The organism is Streptomyces sp. NPDC008125 (assembly GCF_042957125.1).
Lineage (GTDB): Bacteria > Actinomycetota > Actinomycetes > Streptomycetales > Streptomycetaceae > Streptomyces.
In genome coordinates, this window is sequence record NZ_JBIBHR010000005.1 from 329,958 (window position 1) to 349,316 (window position 19,359).

2 protein-coding genes (1 of these 2 cut by a window edge) are annotated in these 19,359 nt (G+C 75.1%); both read left to right on the forward strand.

Translation table 11 applies throughout. From position 1 onward, the window contains the following. Positions 1–357 (forward strand): hypothetical protein, encoded by a 357-nt coding sequence (locus tag ACFZAX_RS11425; RefSeq protein WP_327179394.1) that lies wholly within the window; start codon positions 1–3, stop codon positions 355–357. Further along, positions 357–19,359, forward strand: partial view of a hypothetical protein gene (locus tag ACFZAX_RS11430; RefSeq protein WP_390960867.1) — the 5' portion only. The gene runs 12,968 nt beyond the window's last position; 19,003 of the gene's 31,971 nt are visible here — the first part of the coding sequence; the start codon lies at positions 357–359; its stop codon lies beyond the right edge, outside the window. Before ACFZAX_RS11425 ends, ACFZAX_RS11430 begins: the two co-directional genes overlap by 1 nt.

Consider the following 19,359-nt stretch of genomic DNA (forward strand, 5'->3'; position numbering starts at 1 on the left):
ATGCCCCAGGTCACCCGTGTCGACACCGAGGGACTGCAGAGGGGCGCGGACCTGCTCGGGCCCCTCGGGGAACGCCTCCGGGTGTTCGTCCAGGGGACGATCCGTGAGCTGAACTCCACTTCCCCGGAGGGGAACGACAAGTTCGGCCGGCAGTTCGCCGGGAAGCGCGACCCGTTGGCGGCCGAGCTGGGAGAAGGGCTGGAATCCCTGAGCAGGGTGATCACCTCCATCGGGGACGGCCTGAACTCCATGGTCGCCGTCTTCGACGGCGCCGAGCGGAACGCCTCCACCCTGACCTCCCGCCTCAACTCCCAGCTGAACGAGGGCGGCGGCAACGGCGGCGGAGGTCGCCGGTAGTGGCTGGGGCCCCCGAAGCGCTCCGCTGGGCGGCTTATCTCACCGGCACGGAACTGCCCGAGGCGGACCCCGCCGGGCTGCGCCGCCAGGGCGAGATCTGGGGCGATCTGGGCCGAAAGGTCCAGAGCATGGTGAGCGAGGTCAACGCCGCGAACGCCCAGGTCCAGGGGCACATCACCGGTGATCCCGCAGAGGCGTTCACCGACTACATGCGGCAGTTGAACAGCACCCTGCCCGGGTTGGCGCAGGCCGCGGAGAACATGCAGATCATGCATGACGACTTCGCCCTGCAGGTGGAGCACGCCACCAACCTGGTGATCGCGATGCTCTCGTGGATGCTGGTGGAGCTCGCGTTCCTGGCGAACTCGCTGTTCGGCCTGGCCGCCGTACCGGCGCTGATCACCGGCGTACGCGCGGTGATCATGGCGATTCTGCGGCGCCTGCTGCTCTCGACCGCGGTCGGCGCCGGGATGATGACCGGCCTGGAGACGCTGCTCCAGGCGATCGAGATCCTGGAGGGGCACCGCAAGAAGCTGGACCCGAAGGCCATCAAGGACATGGCGGTCGGTGGCGCGATCGGCGGAGCGGCCTTCGGCGCCCTGTCCGGCCTCGGCAGAGTGGTGGCACCCCGCGCGTCGAACTCGCTGATCGGCAGAACCCTGATCGGCGGCACGGCGGGCGTCGTCGGCGGCGCGGCGGCGAACGCCGCGATCGGCGGGGAGATGGATCTGGGACTGGCGTTCCTCGGCGGGGCGGCGGGAGCCGCACTGGGGACGCCGGGCACCGGAGGTGGAACCAAGGGCAAGGACCCGGGCAGCGCCGTCCCCGACGTGGCGAACCTCGTCAAGGCACCGGAGGACTCGACGTTCACGGGGTCCGGGGGACCGAAGGGCCAGTCGGCGGTCGACCCCCTGACGGTGGCCACCAGCGGGGCCCCCGGACCCGGAACCACGGGCGCGGCAGGCACGACCGGTGCCCCCCGGAGCGGAGTGCGGGCGGGTGGCGGGGCGGGGGCGGGTGCGGCCGACTCCGGCCCCGCGCCCGTTCCCGGTACGACGGGTCGGAGCACGGGCGCGCCTGACGGGGCGGAGCGCCCGAGCACGGGTGCGGGGACGGGAGGCCGTACGCGGGCGGGTACGGAGGCGGGCTCGGACACGGACGCCGACGCGGCCTTCGCTACGGCCACTGGCCCGGGTGCGGGGGGACGTACGGGTACGGCGTCGGGTACGGCCGGGAGCGCGGGGACGCGAACTCCGTTCGCGACGGCGGCCGGTGACGGTACTCCCGCCGGCACGCCCGAGACGCGCACCGGTGTGGTGACCGCAGGCGGCAGCGGTGCCGGGACCACACGGCCGGCGGGCGACGGACTGCCGGGCTTCGACGAGGCGCCCCGCGCTTTTGCCGGACCGGAGAACGTGACCGGCGCGGGGGGCAGGGGGGCCGCGACGGGGAACCCCGACAGTGCGCAGCCCACCCTGCTGGTCCGGAGCCCGGAGGCCGGGACGGCCGGGGCCCGAGGGCCCGAGGCCACCATCGCCGCATCCGGAAGCCCGGAGGCCGGGCCCGCCACGGTCAGGGCGCCGGAGCCCGGGACCACGACGACCAGGGGGCCGGGGGACGCGACCGTCCCGGCGGGGGCCACGGAGACCGGGGCCACCGTGAACCGCGGCGCGGAAGCGGCACCGAACCGCGGCGCGGAAGCGGCGCCGCCCGCCACCACCTCCGCGCACCCCGCCGCCCCCGACACCTCCGCGCGCCCCATTGCCTCCGCGCACCCCGCCGGGGCCGAGGCGGCGCCCGTCCGGCCCGTCGGCCAGGACCCCGCGGTGGCGACGCGCGAGAACTCCGCCGCACCGGCGGTCGCACCCGGCGCCGGCACGGCCGGTGGCGGGCGCCCCGACGTACCGGCCGCCACCGGACGGCAGGACGCCACGGCGACCGCGCCCAGCACCGCCCCGCCCCGGCAGGCGGGTGCGGCCCAGCCGGGCCCGTCCACCGCCACGCTCAGCCGGGGCGAGCCGGCACCGGTGTCCACGGGGAGCTCCTCGGCCCAGCCGGGCCCGTCCACCGCCACGCTCAGCCGCGCGGGCGAGCCCGCACCCGTACCCACGGGCACCTCGGGCCAGGCGACCACCGGCGGCTCCCCCGGCCCCGTGCGCCCGGCGACCGTCGACGGCACGGCGACACCCGACGCACGCACCGGCGTTTCCGCACCGGCGCAGAGCACGGGCGACCGCACCGGGACGGCCGCCACTCCCGCGACCGGCACCGCGCAGGGCCGTGCCGACGCGGGCGCACGCACCCCGGCGGCCGGCGGGCCCGGGGCCCCGGCCGGTGGGCGCCCGTCGGACACCGCGACCGGCTCGGAGCGTCGAGCGGGTGCGCCTACCGGTACCCGTACCGAGGCGCCGGCTCCGGCCCCCCGGGACACCACCTCGGCCGACCGCGCCCCCGGGACGGGAAGCGGCACGGCGCGCGGCGAAGGGGGAGCACCGGAGAGCCGAACACCGCCCACGGGGGCGCCGGAGGGCGGGTCGCCGCACCGGACCGGGACCGCCGTGGCCGCCGCGGACGGTGCGCCCCCGCGTACCCCCGACGACACCCCTCCCGGGCGGGCGGACGAGGGAAACGCGAGCGACCGGCCCACCCACGACGACGGCGCACGTCCCGGCGACGAGGCCGAGAACGGTGCACGCCCCCGCGACGAGGCGGACGACGGCGCCCTCTCACCGAGCAGCAGGCCCGAGGCCGCCGAGTCGTCCGAGCCGGCTCCCCCCGGGGCAGCGGCCGCCCACACCGGCGCGTACGTCTTCCGGGACGAGGACCCACTGCTCGGTGCGGCCTGGCGCCGGGCGCAGGACGAGGTGACGGACCACTACCGCTTCCGGTTCGAGGTCGAGGAGATGGCCGAGCGCCGGGTGGCGGAGGCCTTCACCGCGTACCTGGACGACCCGAACCCCGTGCACCGCCTTCCCGAGCGGGCGCTTTCGGACGAGGAAGCGACCGAGGACGTCCCGACGCCGCGGACCCCCTCGGCGCTGCCCCGCGTGGAGCGGACCTCCGAGGGCGGCCCCTTCGCACTGGCCGATCCCGCGGACCCGCGGTTCCGCGTGGTCCAGCCCGAGACCCACGACGAGTTCCTGGTGCTCGGAAGCGACCGCGAACCTCCGCCCGGCGCACGGGCGGAGGCGGAGGGGCGGCGTCAGGAGGTCAAGAGCTGGTTCGACGCGCGCTGGGAACCCGACGCGGAGGCGTACCAGCGGGGTGACATCTCCCTGGCGGAGTTCCGCTCGCGGTTCGACGAACTGTCCGCCGGGCTGCGCGACGACTTCGAGATCAAGGCGGCCGTGCACCTGGCGCGGGAGTCCGCCCGGGAGACGTTCGAGGAGTTCGAGACGCGGCTGCGGGACACGGGCATGTCGGCGCCCCCCGGCAGGCTCCGGGCCGCGCGGTATCTGACGGACCTGTCGGAGCTGCCGAGGTCCGCGGTGGCGCGCGCCCGTGAGGCGTTCGCCGAGGACGTGGTGGCGGAGGTGAACCGACTCGCCGAGGAACAGCGGTCCACCGGCGACGGCACCCGTGCCGAGCCGCTCGACTGGCCGCGGCTGCACGACGATCTGCGCGCCCAGACCCGGGACCTGGCAGGGGGCCTGCGGGCCCGTCTGGAACTGGAGGTCACCGCCGAACGCATCTTCGACCGAGCCGTCGAGGCGGCGCGGGTGGAGGAGCGTCTGACCCGGGGTGCCGAGGACGGGATCGCCACGGTCGAACGGATCGGCCTGTGGACGGACCGGGCCCGCGCCGACTTCCGTACCGACTTCGAGGTCCTCACCCGCGTCCTGCCGGGCGGCGACGGCCCACCCGCCCGGCGGACGCCCTTCGGGCAGTGGGTGGAGCGGCGCGGGGCCTTCGCGCCGGGGATGGACGACCTGGCCGCCCGCTGGGAGGCGCGGCTGCGGGCCACGGCGACCGAGGAGTCCCAGCGCGCGCAGGCCGACAGGAGGGTCGAGGCCGCCCACGCCAGGTGGGTGCGGTCCACCGGACGGGAGCGGATCGAGGCCGAGACGGTGGACACCGCCGCGGTGGCCGCCGCCCACGGCGCGGAACTGACCGCCAGGGGCGAGGACATCCTGGCCGGCCGGGAGCGGCGGGATCTCACCCCCGACGACTGGAAGTCGTACACCTACCGGATGCGGCGGGCTCACGCCCGGCTCCTCGACGAACTGCCGACACGCTTCGAGTACCAAGTCGGCCTGGAACGAGCCCTGCAGGGGGCGGAGGTGCGCTTCGACCGGCTGGGCGTCGACGGGGTGCACGCCCAGCGCGCCCGCGAGCAGCTCCGGCAGGACGTCACGCGCGACTTCGGCGAGCTGGCGGGCCGGGCGGAGAACGGCACCTGGAAACCGAAGCGGGTGGCGGCCGGCGAGGCCGCCTTCTTCCACCGCTATCTGCCGTCGCTGGAACAGTCGATGCCGCACCGGCTGCGGCTGGAGTACGGCCTCGAACGGGCGTTGACCGAGGGTGGAGAACAGTTCGCCCGGCTGACCACCCGGCGCGGTGAGCTGACCGAGCGGGCCGAATACCGGTACGACGTCGAGGAAGCCACCCAGGACCGGCTGGGCGAAGGGTTCCGCGGGGACTGGGTGCACCGCTACCACGACGTCTACGGCCCCGGCGCGCGTGACATGGACGGCTGGCTGGCGCGCGAACGGGAGGACGGCGACACCTTCGGCAGCACCGTCCGATCCGAGTGGGACGCCCTGCGCGAGGAGATCGAGCAGGCGGACCGGCGGCGCGGGGAGGCGGCGGCAGCCGTCGAACGCGAACGCCTCGTGCAGGAGGGGAGGGAGCGGCGGCAGCAGATGGCCGCCAACTTCGACTCACTGCTCAACAGGGAAGCGTCGCTGCGGGAGTTCGTAAGGGATGCCGGAGCGGCGCCCGGCGAGCTCCGCACCGCGCGCGTGCGCACGGAGTACGAACAGGACGTGGAGGCACTCCGGTCGAGCTTCGCCCGGGAGTGGGCCGACGTCTCGCGCTCCACGCCCCGGGAGGACCTGCCCGGGGCGCGCACCCGGTTGATCGACAGAGCGCGGCAGGAATGGAACGACCTCGCCGACGCGGCCCGTGAGGAGGACAGCGCGTACCGGGCCTGGGAGAGCGACCCGGCCCGGATCCTGGACCTGTCGCGGTGGGAGATCGACCGCACCCCCTTCCAGGAGACCGCGCGCCGCGGTGACCTCCCGGGCCCCCCGGACCGAGGCGCGGACGGTGACACGCAGCTCCAGGTCCAGGAGTTGGCGGCCCGCCCGGAGCGGACACCGGCGGACCTGCGGGCCGCCGTCGAGAGCAGGGACCGGGCCTACACCGTTTTCAGCGAACGGCTCTCCGCCGTCCGCGGGTTGGACGGCTCCGGGGCGGACGGGCCGGTCGCGGCCGTGCGGGAGAGATTCGCCGACGCCTGGGGACAGGACCGTGCCACCGCGGCACCGGCCGAACTGACGCCCGCCCGCGTCGACGCCCTCCGGGATCTGGACGCCGGTCTCGTCTCCGCCCAAGAGATCCTCACCGCACGGGAGGCGGCCCGTAAGGTGTTCCACCGCGAGGTCGCCGCCGTGGTGCCCGACGTTCTCGCGCGTGTCACGGGCTTCGCCACCTCGGCGCCCGCAGCGGAACTGGCCGCCCTGTTCCAGGACATGGTGGCCGACGGAGCGACGGCCGAGGCGCAGGAGGCCCGCACGGGGACCGTGCGGGAGTTCCGGCAGCGGTACGCCGAGGCCCACGCGGCCTGGACGGCGGACCGCGAGGCGCACGCCGCCTTCGACCGCGCGCTCCACGCCCGGACCGGCGAGAACCCGCACGGCGGATTCGCGTACCGGGAGCGACTGGGCACTCTCGCAGAGCAGAACTGGTACGAGCGGCAGCTCGACGCCCTGCGGCAGGGGTACGCCACGGAGCGGGCCCGGGCGCTGGCCGTCGAGGACGCCGGTGAGCGCCAGGAGCAGCTGCGGAAGCTGGACGAGAACATCCGCCGGGCCGCGGCGCACCAGCGCCGGCTGGCCCCGGAGGCCGTCGAGCTGACGCGCCGGTTCGCCGAACACGCCGACCGGTTCCGCGCCGACCGCACCTGGGGCGAGGAGGTGCGCGGCTGGTACGAGCAGCAGCGCCTGACCCTCCAGGCACCGGTGGTCGAACGGCTCGGCCGGTACGGTCCCGAGGCACACGAAGCCGCCGTGGCGAGGTACGACGCGCAGGTCCAGGCGCTGCGGGAGGTGGCGCAGACCCGGCACCGCGGCGAACTCGACCGCGTCGCGCTGCTCGCGGACGAGCCCCCGGGCACCGTACGGATGGAGCACGCGGAGACCGTCCGGTGGGCCCGGACCCATGTCGAGCACCTGCGCGAGGAGTACGTCCGCTCCGTCGTAACCGCTCGGGTCGCCGCCCCGACGGCCGGGCTCGTCGCGCCGCCGGCGTACGCCGACGCCGACGACTGGCGGACCCCTGCCTGGCAGGACGCCCAGCGGACCCTGCACCAGCGCTACGCCGAACTGCTGGCACGCTCCGACACGGCCGGAACCGACGCCGAAACCGGAGACAGAGCAGCAGCGGACGCCGACGCCGAAACCGGAGCCGGAGCACGGGCGGAGAGCGCCCCCGGGACGCCCCTCGTCGACGACGGCACCTTCGACGAGGCCTTCCGCGTGTGGGCGGGGGACAAGGCCTCCGTACTGACCGAGGAACAGCTGACCGCCGTCCGCGAGCAGGTCCGCACGGAGCACGCCCGCCTCTCCGCCGTCACCTCCGACACCGGGGCGGCCGTCCGGACGGTCCAGGACGCCTTCACCGTGGCGGCGGTCCGGCAACGCGGACTCGACCACGCGGAGGCCGCCTTCGAGCGCACGTTCCACACCTGGTGGCAGGAGACGCTCGCCGCCTCCTCGCGCAGACTGACGGACGGGACCGGGGCACCCTTCGAGCCGGCCCCGGAGATGGCCGGAGCGGTCCACGACCGCCTCGCCGCCGAGTTCCACGACCGGGTGGACCGGTTGGTGGACCGCTCCTTCACGGGCATCGACCCGGAACGCGCCCTCGACGGAACGGTGCGGCAGGCAGTCCGCGACCTCCGCGAGATGATCACGCCGCTGCCGGACGAGTTCGACCGTCGGCTCCATCTCCACCTGCTCGAACCGGCCTTCGAGGCGGCGGTCGCCTCGTTCCCCGGTCACCGGGGCGCCGGGTCCCGGGCCCTGACCGCGGCCGAACACACGCCGGTCTCCGCCCACGAACGACTGCTGTCCGCGTTCGCGGCCGAAGGCACCCCGGTCTCCGGTCCGGGGCGGGCCCGGGTGCTCGACGACGCCCGGCGCGCCCTGGACGACGCCTTCGACGGGGTGGAGCGCCCCGGCGCAGGCACCGGTCACCGCGCCGCGCCGGTCGACCGGCGGACCAGACTGGAGGCGGTGGTGGACGGCCTGCACCTCCGGCTGGCGGAGCAGGCGGTCCGCGAACACCAGATCGTCCGTGTCCAGGAGGCCGTCCGGGCGGCAGCGGCCTCCTGGGCGGAAACCGGTCCCCGCACGGGCGACGCGGCGTTCCTCGACCGCTTCCCGGGGGACGCCGGCAGACCCGGCCAGGAGTTCGTCGCCGAACTCGGGGCGACGATGGCCGTCGTCGTCAACCAGCGTCTCGACCAGGTGCTGGCCGAGACGGAGCGGCTCGGCCCGCAGGAGCGGGCGGAGCGCTGGCAGGACGACTACCGGCGACTGACGGACCCCGAGCGGCTGCACACCTGGCTGACCGTGCGGCACGCCCGCGACCGGATCGGCGAGGTCGCCGAGGAGCTCCTCGCCGTCCACCTCACCCAGGGGCGCGAGGCCCACGGAGACCGGTCCCTCGACGAAGCCGACACCGCTCGCGTCCGGGCCGGCCTGGAGGAGCGACTGGGGTCGGCGTTCGACGTCCTCCATCCCCGCCACACGTTCGTCCTCGACGACGAGGACGCCCTCGGGCGCAGGTGGGACGCCGTCCTGGCCGCGGAGGCGCAGGCCCTCCCCGCGCACCTCGCCTTCGAGTCCACCGTCGGCACCGCCCTGCACGGAGCCGCGCGTTCGTTCGAAACGCTGCGGGGCGACCGCGAGACCGAGGACGACCGGTTCGCGGCACTCGGCAGCGCCTTCCGCCGCGACTTCCTCGACGCCTACGAGACGCTGTGGGCGCCGCAGAAGCTCTCCGACGCCTGGGCCGGCCACGAAGCGGCCCACGCCGACTCCTTCGCCACCGGCCTCACCGCCGCCCGCCTGCACGCCCTCGACCCCGAGGGGAGCCGCGACGCCCGGCGGACGGCGGACGACATGGAGTCCCGGCTCCGCCGCACGTACGACGAGCCGGACTTCCAGCAGCTCTGGGACCGGGCGAACGAGCTGCTCGGCCCGCGTCTGCTCACCGGCCGCGACCCGGAAACGGTCGCCCTCCGCGAAGCGCGGCGTCAGGCGCTGTTCCGCCTCATGGGCCACCTCGGCAGGGGAGGGGACGAGCGGCGGGCGCGCGACCTGGCGCGGGTGCTGGTGGAGCGGGCCGCCTCCCGCTCCGGACGGTCCCGCCGGGACCCCGGGATCTCCGCCACGGGCCCCGTTCCTGACACCTCGCGGGAAGCGGGCGCCTCGACGGCCGCCGCCGGCGGGAGCAGCACGCGCGCGGACCTCGGACCTGAGATGGATTCGGAGTTCGCACCGGGGTCCGAGTTCGCACCGGGGTCCGCGTTCGCGCCCGGCGTGGGCGGGGAGCTGGTGGACCGCCTGCGGGCCGCGTTCGACACGGAGACCCTGAAGAGCCGGTGGGTGCACGCCATGGCCATGCTCCGGCCGGCCGTGCTGATCGGAACGGAACCGGAGACGGTCGCGCTGCGGGAGGCCCAGCGGCACGCGGGGTTCCGGATCATGGAGGTGCTCGGCCGGTCCGACGGGCCGCCGTGGACCAGGGCTCTGGCGGAGCAGGACGCCCAGGAGCTGGCGGACGAGCTCGCCGCGGCGACCCCCGGCATCCGCTCCGAGCAGCCGGCGCTGCGGGCAGGCGCTCCGCACGGGGCGGCGGACTCCGCCGCCCGGACGGCTCCCGACGCCCGGATTCTGGCCGACGCGGCCCGGGAAGCGGTCCGGGCCGTCTCCCGGAGCGGGGAACGATCCGCGGTTCCGGCGGACGCCCTGGTCGCCTTCCTGAACCGAGCCGCCGCCCGCACCTGGCACGAGGACTGGCCGGCCGCGGACCTCGCGCGCATGGCCGCCGCCGACGCGACCTGGGTGGCCGCCGGGCACGCCGAGCTCGTCGACGCGCTCGTGCACCCGGCCCACCTGCACGTGGTGAAGGCGATCGTCCGCCGGCCGGAGGTCGGAACGATCCTACAGGCGCGCCCCCAGCACCTGGAGGTGCTGTCCGGCTCCGGTGAGCTGCTGCGGAGACTGAGCGCGCTGGACTCCACGACACTCGCCGCGTACGCGCTCGGCCCGAGCCATCTGGACGCGAAGCTGGCCCCCTCGGCGGACGGGAAGCGCGAGCTGGTGGAGGCGATCGAGAACAGGTCGCCCGACGCGGCGCATCTGCTCGACGCCGTCGAAGTGGCGACCGTCCTCAAAGGCCGGACCGCCCACATCCTCGCCGTGTCGTCCTCCGAGACCGTCGCCGACCTCGTGGCCCTCCTGCCCGATCTGGCCTCCGCGGTCCTGGCCGGCACGCCCGAGAGCGCACGGTCCTTCGCCCGCGAGGAAGTGCTCACCTCCGCCGTCTTCGCCCGGGTGGAGGCCGACGCGGAGATCGATGTCGCCGCCCTGTACGCCAACCGGGAGCTGCGCGCGCGTCTGCAGACCCACGCCGACCAGACGGACCTCCTGCTGCGGGCACCGGACCTCCTGGCGGCCGTGACCCGCGACCTCGGCCTGCTGGACGTCCTGGGGCGCGACGCGCGGCTGATCGACGTGCTCGCCGACGCGCCGGACTTCGCCAACCGTCTCGGAGCCGACGCACGCCTGGTGACCGCCGCGGTGGACAACCCCGCCGTCGCCGGCCTCCTCTCCCGCGACCCCGCCCACTTCGACGCCGTACCCGCACCCGCCCTGCTGGACGCGCTGCGTCAGGCGGCACCCGTGGCACGGACCGAGCAGGGCGACCTGGCCACGCGGACCTCGCAGCCGTCGGCCGCGGACCCGGTCTCGCTGCGGGACCTGCGGGCCGCGCTGCCCGCGCTGGACGCCGCCCTGACCGTGGACCCCCTCCTCGCCCTGGAGTTGCGGGCCGACGCCGACCTCCGGCGGGCGCTGCTGCTCCACCCGGACCTGCTGACCGACCCCCACGAGTACCGCCGCCTGCTGGGGCCCGACGCCGAGACACTGCGCCCCCTCGTACGGGAGAGCTCGCCGCTGCTCGCCCCGTACGTCCTCAAGGCCGCCCTGCGCCACCCCGTCCTGCGGTTCTGGCTCGGCCACTCCCCGAGCCTGCTGGAGACCGGCCCCGGCGACCCGCGGATCGCGTTCACCGACGCCGCCGACGCCGACCCGCTCGTGGGCTGGATGGCCTGGGTCAACCCCGCCGTGGGCCTGCTCCTCGACCACCAGTCCCCGGGCTCACCCGACTTCGGCAACCTGCGCGCGTACTGGGAGCTGGGACCCGCCGACGAGCGGATCTTCACCCACTACGCGCTCGAAGGCTTCCACGACCTGCTGTACGTCGAGGACCGGCAGCGGCTGCTCGACGTACTGTTCCGCAGCGACGCGCTGCTCCGCCTCGCCCGGTACGACCGGCGGGTGCTGGACGCCGTCGACACCGAGGCGGTGGCGGGACTCCACGCCCATCCGCGGGTGCTGACCGAGCTGGCGTCCCGGCCCGGCTTCCAACTGCCCGTCGCCCATTGGCGCGCCCTCTTCCGCTCGCCCCGGCTGCTGCGCGGACTGGACGGCGACAGCGGACTGCTGAGCCTGCTGGCCTCCGCACCCGAGGTCTTCCGCGAGGCCGTCGCCCGCCCCGCACTCGTCGACGCGCTCGGCACCGAGCCCTTCCGGGCCGGGGTCGCGGCCGTCGTGGAGGCCCGCAGGGCGGAGAACGCCAAGAAGAGCAAGAAGAAGACGAAGGCGTGGACGAACACCCTGGCGAACCTCGTCACGGCACACGGCGGCGACGCCGTCCTGTCGCCCGAAGGCGTACGCCTGCACGCCGACGACGCGCGCTGGGCCGGACTCTGGCACCTGGCGCCGGAAGCGGCGCGTGCGGAACTCCGGCGCATGGCCGACGGGCCCGGCAGCGAGGAACGGCTCGCCGCCCTCCACACCGTCCACGACCTCGTCCGCGGAAACGGGACGCTGCTCGACGCCGCCCGCGGCAGCCGCGCCGCCGGAGCCATGCTCTTCCAGGACCCGGAACTGGCCGAGATGCTGGTGGCGCGGCCGAGACTCCTCGCCACCGTCCACGACCCCAATGCCTCGGTGCTCGTCCTCCTCCGCGACAACCCGCCGCTGACCGCCGCGCTGCGGACGGACGACTCCCTCTACGCGTACACGTTGCTGCGCGGCACCGTCAGCCAGCTCGCCGGCAATCCGGACCTCGTCCGGCAACTCGTCGCCGTGCCCGACCTGGTCCGCTTCATGCTGCAGCGCCCGCACGAACACGCCATCGCGACCAGCGACCCCCACCTGAGGCAGCTGATGGGGGAGCGGAACGACGTGGCGCGGGTCCTCGCCGACGACGGCCGCGTCGCCGAACTGCTGCTGTCGACCCCCTCCCTCGCCACCGAGCTGATCACCTTCCACACGGGCAGGGACGAGGACACCGCGGTCGTACGGGCCGTGCTGAGCGGCGTCCCGGCGGCCCGGTCGGTCGCGGCCACACCGGCGTTCGCGCAGGTCCTGCGCCGCTACCCGGCGGTCAGCGAGTCCATCGCCGCCCACCCCGAGGCGTTCACCGACACCGCGCACTTCCGACGTTTCCTGTCGGACGAGGAGCCCCTGCGCGCCCTCCAGCGCCACCCGGACCACATCGGGCGGGTGCTGGCCTCCGCCGAGCTGCTGGAGACGACGCTGCGGGCCCCCGCCCTCGTGGACGCGCTGGCCGCCGACCCCGGACTGGTACGCCTGCTGGAGCGCCGCCCGCAAGGCGAGTCGCTCCACGCACTCCTGCGTACACAGCCGGAAATGACGCACGCCCTCGCCGCCGTCGAGGGCGGCCTCGGGCACACCCTGGTCACCGCGCTCGGCGCGGTACGGGGCCTGACCGGTGCGATCGCCGCCGACCCGAGGATCGGACGCGACCTGACGGACGCCCCCTGGCTCTCCGGCGCTCTGCTGCGCAGCCACGGTCTGGTGGAACACGCGGTGGACGAGAGCCCGTTGTGGCGCGCGGCCCGCGCGTCCCGACCGCTCGCCGACGCCCTCGTCCCGCGCCTGGTACGCCGGCTCGCCCCCCGCGAGACGCTGCTCCGACGGCTCGCCGAGCACCCCTCGGCGCTCGTCGGCGCCGACCCCCAGGAGCTGCGGCGGCTGCTCACCGACGCCGACCTCACCCGCTTCCTGGATGACACCCCGCGGTTCGCCGACCGGTTCTTCTCCACCGCCGCCCTGCGCGACCGGGCGCTCCAGTCGCAGGGAACCGCCGGTGAGCTGCGGCAACTGGCGCAGAACGGGACGGAGTTCGACCGCCTCGCCGAGGACTCGACCGGGCAGCGCCTGCTGTCCGCGCTGCCCCGCGTCGCCGCGCCCGCCTCCGACACCGTCGCGGCGCGGCCTCAGGAGACCGCGCGCCCGGGAGTGGGGACGGCGGCGCGCCGCGGACGGAAGAACGGCAGGGGAGCGGTGAGGGCGGCGGTCACCGTACGCGAGCGGGCGACCGAACAGCCGTCGGTGTGGGCGCAGGCGCTGACCTCGGTGCCCGAAGCCGCAGGGCTGCTGCTCGCACCCGGGGGCGCCGCCCTCGCCGCCGAACTCGGCCGCAACCCGGAACTGCTCCCCCTGATGCTGGGCGCGCCCGCGGTCCTGGAAGACCTGAGCCTGAACCCCGCCGACTGGCAGGACTACGCCTTCGCCCCCTACCTCGCCTCCGGCGAAGCCGCGCTGACGGTCTTCGACACCGACTTCTCCGCCTGGCTGGACCGGCTGGGCGTGATGGTGGAGGGAGACTTCCACCAGCGGGTCCGGGAGACGGCACAGGGCGCCTGGGACCGGGAAGTCGCCTCGCGCGCGGCCCGGGCCGCACGGGAGAGAGAACGCGTCGCCGAACGGCTGGCGAGATTCCAGCCGCACCGCCCCGAAACCTGGGACCAGCGCGCGGGACGGCTCCTGCACACCCGCCAGGCGCGCGCGGAAGCGCTGACCCCCGCGCAACTGGCGCTGCTCAATGAGGTGGCCACAGGGCACAGGAGCCCGCGAGAGGCACAGAACCGGCAACGCTCCGTCGCCGTCCATCAGGCACTCCACATCCACCTGGACGGCGGCAGCGGCGGCGCCTCGTTCGCGTACGTCCTCGCCGACGACGGGCACGTCGACACCCTGGTGTACGCCATCAGCCGGTCCCGGCAGAACAACGACTACACGTGGGACGGATACGGCGGCCACTACACGGCCGGCCCGATGGACATCGGCGCGATACGGAACGAGCCCGCGCTGCGCGCCTCGGTGGAACGGGTGGAACGGGCGACGGTGCAGGCGGCCGAGAACCGCAACGACCAGGCGAAGGCCACCGGCAAGAAGGAGAAGGGCAAAGGCAAGGAGGGGGAGCCCGCTGCCGCCGCGGGGGCGCGGACGGAGACCGAGACGTACGCGCGCGCGGTCGACCCCGACCTGACGCGGCTGGCGGAGGCGCTTTCGGCGTACCACTCGGCCATCGCCGACCAGGCCGCCGCACCACAGCCGCGGGACAAGAAGGCCCCGGCCCGCGAGACGGCCCTGACCGCGGCCCGGCAGCGCCTGCGCGCGCTGGGCCTGGACCCCGAGGCGCGTACCGGACTCGACGACGAGGCCGTCCCCGGGCAAGGCGGCACCGGGAGGTTCGCCGCGGACGGGGCGAGGGGGCTGGGGGCGCGGCTCGGCCTCACCACCCGCGCCGCGGAGGCACTGCTCACCGCGGCGGGCGGCCACCTGCGCGCGCCCGTGCTGATCGGAACGGACCCCGAGACGGAGGCGGCACGCCGGGCCCACCACGAACACCTGATCGACGTCGCCGAGGTCCTGCACACCCGGGGCGCCGAAGCGGCCCGCGCCCGGGCCCTGGAGCTGGGCGGGCCGCAGACGCGCGGCAAGCTGCTCGGAGCCGGGGCGCAGCAGAGCGTTCCGGTGGCCATGGAGATGGAGGTCCTGGGTTCCCAGGCCGGGCCGAGCAACCAGGCGGGACCGAGCAACCACGTGGGCCCGGACGCCCAGCCGGTGACGGACCGGGAGGCGGAGGAACTGGAGCAGCGCTTTCTGGAGCCGCGTCCGCAGCGGCGGAGCGAACTCGTGGCCGGCCTGGACCGTGTCCTCGCCGGCCGGGAACCCGGCGTCGACGCGGTACAGGACGACCAGTGGATCCCGGTGGTGCGGCAGGCCGAGGAGGAGCAGGTCGCGCCCGGCGAGCAGGTCGCGCCCGAGCCGGAGCAGCAGACCGAGGTGGCCGTGCAGCTCCGGCCCGAGCCCGAGACGGAGCGGATGCTGCCGGACGACGCCGAGCAGCAGGCGGCCCCCGTGCCCGCCCACGTGCCGGAGGCTCCCGTAGCGGCGGCACTCGCACCCGAGACCCCCGCCCCGCACACCGTGGAACCGGCTGCGGCTCAGGTGACGGACGTCGCCGCCCCCGTGACCGGGGCGGCCGGTGGCGCCGTGGACGCTCCCGCCCCGATCAGCGACTCGGTGCGCGCGTACGGGGCGGAGTTCGACGGCGTGCAGGGCACGGTGAGCCTCGGCCGGGTGCCGGAGAGCACGGTCGACTGGCTGCGGGACCGGCTGAGCCGACAACTGGAAGGGAGCCTGGGGGAGGACGCCGACCTGCGTGACCAGGTGCGCGTCCGGCTCACCCCCTCCTACCTCGTCAACGAGTGGTCCGAAGTGCGCGGGGAGAACGGACTGGTTCTGCACCTGCGCCACCGGGGGATCGCGCGGACGGTCCGGGTGCGGTTGCGCCTCGGCGACCCCCGGCCGGCACCCGAACTGCTCGACGGGCTGGCCGAAGGGGTGCCGAACCGGGTCCAGCGCTGGGGCGCCGGATACTCGGATACGGGGAACACCGCCGGCACGGCGGACCTGCGCACCTTCCAGTTGGCGGGCAGCCACGTCTGGCAGCCGTCGCTGGGCGTGCTGAGTCAGATCGCGATTCAGCCTCAGGTAACCCTCGTGCACAACCAGTTGTCGACCCAGGTGAGCGTCGTCAGCGCCGCGCAGGCCCTGTCGTTGGTCACCGTCTCGGGCGGGGCGGTCCCGTACGCGTACCGCATGCGGTGGCAGTTGCGGGTGGACACCGGAGCGGCCCCGGCCGACTGGACCACGGACCAGGAGGGCCCGGCCGGGGAACGGATGGCCGTCTGGTTCCCGGAGCACCTCACCCGCACCGACCCGCCCGAGGCGACGGACACCGCCGTCCCGGACACCGCGGCGGGCGGATCCGGCCAGGCGGCCGTGGCGCGGGCGGCGGCCGAGCGGGAACACGCCCCGCTCCGGACGGCGGTGCACGAGGTCCCGCTGTACGGGGTGGAGACGGTACTGAACCCGGAACGCGTCCTGCACGCGGCGGAACAGGCGTTCGCGGACCATCTGGGCGCCCTGTCGGGAGCCTCCCACGAGGACCTGCAACGCTTCTTCGGTTCCCGCAGCATGCGGGACGCCCTGCCGAGGATGCTGAACGGCTGGCACGCCTCCCCCCTGCTGCTGGCGGCCAACGGCTCCGCGCTGGGCTTCATCCGCGTACGGGCCGAGCTCGCCGACGACGGCCGGCAGACGGGCCCGACCGCCCCGGCCGCGGACCTGCAACACCAGGTGGTGCGTACCGTCCGGGTCGTCGGGCAGTCGACCGTCACCAACGCGGTGGGCGCCGACCTCCGCCTCACGGTAGGTTTCTCCGCCCCGCAGGGCGACGCGGTGACCGCCCCCATCGGCGGCGCCCTGATGGTGAACGCCGGTGCCCGCCAACAGGTGTCGTACGTCCTGGGCTCCGGCGGCGACCTCACCAGATCGCTGACCCTGCAGTCGGGCGGTCCCATGTTCCAGGTCGAGGGCCGGGTCACCTTCGAGATGCAACTGGTCCTGCCCAAGGGCGGCGTCGCTCTGCCGGCCGCGACCAGCCCCCTGCACGCCGGCGCCGACGGCGAGGGCCGGACAGCCTACCCCGTGGTGTTCCGGGTGCCGTCCCGGGCGGTGCTGGAGGGCGTGGTGGAGCCCGTTCCGCGCTCGCTGCCGCCCGAGATGGTGCGGCTGCGTTCCCTCGGGATCTCGACCACGACCCTGCGCGTCGACGGCGCGGAGCCGCTGTACGACATGGCCGGGCGGTGGCTGCGCGAGCACGGGTTCCTGCCGTCCGGAACGAGCGGCCGCTGGACCGGGGACGCCACCCGGGCGAGGTGGCTGGCCAACGCCCGTGCCCTGGACCACGCCCGCTCCGCCCAGACCCTGCGGGGCGCCGCGGACGAGCTGGTCGAGGGCGGCCACACGGTATGGCTGGAGGTGCCCGGCACCGGGGACGTGCAGCGGGTCCGGGTGCGACTGACCGCCGAACGCATCGACGACGCGCCGGTCACCGCCGCCCGGTCACTGCCCGGTCTGCAGACCAACAACTGGTCCGGCTACAACCGCCCCGGCCAGGAAGGGCGCAAGGTCACCCCGATGGGCTGGTCACTGACCGGCATGGGAGAGGTGAGCAACCCCCTGGAGTTCCACGGCCAGCTGCCGCTGCAGGGAGTGCGGCCGGAGTACACCGCCAGCGGCTCGAACGCCGTGGCCACCGCCACCACGTCGCTGGTCGGCCAGGAGAAGTACCTGTCCACCGCGGCCGGCGACGGGCTGCAGCTCTTCGAGATCCCGGTGCGGCTGCGACTCGACCTTCGGTGGAGCCACGGCCCGGCGCCCCTCCCGCTCGTCGCCGAGGGCACCCTCGCCGTGGCCGTACCCACGTACCGGACGGTGAGCGCGCCTCCGCGGGCAGCGTTCCCGGCGGTCGTGGAGGAACCGGTCGTGGAGGAGCCGGCGGCGCAGGAACCGGTCGTGCGGGAACCCGTCGCCGCCGACCCGTCGGTCCGTTCGGACGAAGCCGCGTACGGATCGGAGGACTCCGCGTCGGAGGCGTCCGACACGGAGTCGGTCGACTCGGTGATGTCCGACGAGCCGCACATCGCCGTCCGGGTCACGGAGGAGGAACTGGCCCGGCTGACGGGCGACGCGCCCGAGGTGCTGCGTCGGCTGCCGGAGTCGGCCTTCGTGGACCGGGTGCTCGGCGGTGACACCCTGGTCCGGGTCGTGAGCCGACTGCTGGGCGCACCCCCTGAGGAGACGAAGGACGAGGACCTCTTCGACCTCACCGCGCTCCACAAGAGGGAGACGGCGGCCGACCAGGCCGCCGAGGCGGTCGCCGCACCTCCGGCCGAGCGGACCGGCGACCCCGTCCCGGAGACCGTTGCTGTCGTGCCTCCGGCCGAGGCGGTGGTGGCAGGCTCCGCGCCGGAGACCCTTGCTGTTGCACGTCCGGCCGAGGCGGCTGCAGGCCCTTCGCCGGAGACCGCCGTCGCGCCGCCGGCCGCGACCGCCGCCGCGCCCGCGGTCAGGACCCCCGCCGAGATCTGGGCCTCCGCCGGTGCCGGGGGCCCGCTGGGGTGGGCCCAGCGCATGGCGGACGGGGCGTGGCGGTGGACGACGCGGACGACGGTGGGCGGCTCGCTCGTCGACCAGGACAGCATGGCCCAGCAGGTCCTGCGGTCCGCGCTCTCCTTCCACCAGCTGACCGCCAACGCCCTGACCGTCTTCGGCGACGGCCTGGTTCTGGAGGGCGCGGGCAGCTTCGGACTGGTGTCGGGCACGGACGTCTCGGTCGAGATCACCGGCTACCTCAGCGGTGTGCGCCGGCTGGAGGCCCCCGGCCCCATGAGCATGGAAAGCTGGCTGTACGCGTCGGACACCGTCACCTCCACCCGGTCGGAGGGCGGAGGAGGGCAGACCGGATTGACCGTCAGCGGCGCCTATTCCCCCGGGGTCTCCCTCTTCCCGAGTGGGCGCTACGTGGACACCTCGGCCACCACCGTCAGTACGACCCACTCGGACAACGCCTCGGACGCCCGCGTCACCGCCCACAGCAGCACCCGGATGCAGCGGTTCACCGCGGACGCCACTTACCGGGTGACGGTCAGTCAGGGCAGGCGCAACGTCGTCTCGGGGACCCTGGCGGCCCGCCCCCACACGGTGCGGACCGTGGGCTTCCTGGTGCCGGACGCGGTGGAGTTCCTGCTTCCCGAGAGCGACCTGGCCAAGCATCCCGAGCTGGCGGCGCTCGCCGGGTTCACCCCGCCCGCCCAGGACCGGACGCTGATGCTGCCCCAGTGGTACCGGGACACCGGCCAGCTCGGTCAGGGCGCCGTCATCGGCGTCGAACCGGAGGGCCCGCGCGGACAGTTCCGGCAGAACCTCCTCGACGCCATCGAGAAGGCCGCCCCCGGGGCTACCCGGCCGGGAGATGCCGGATACCTGCCCGGCCTCGCGTCCTGGGTCAGTGACCACTCCTCCTCGGTGGGGCTGCGGGTGCCGATCGGCGCGGGCCCGCGGGGGACCGGCTCGATGCACTTCGTGCACCGGGGCTGGCTGGGTCTGGGCCCGCGCCTGGTGACGGTGGAGGTGAACGCCCGGCCGAGGCCGGGAACCGACCTCGGCCGGATACGGGGCAGCGGCGTCGACGACACCGCGCAGCTGACCCACAGCGCTGCCCACGGGGGCGGACGGAACGCCGGCCTGGCCGAGCCGGGTGTCCAGTCGCAGAGCGTCTCGTACAGCAGGGCCCGCCAGCTGGAGGCCAGGCCGGTGCTCC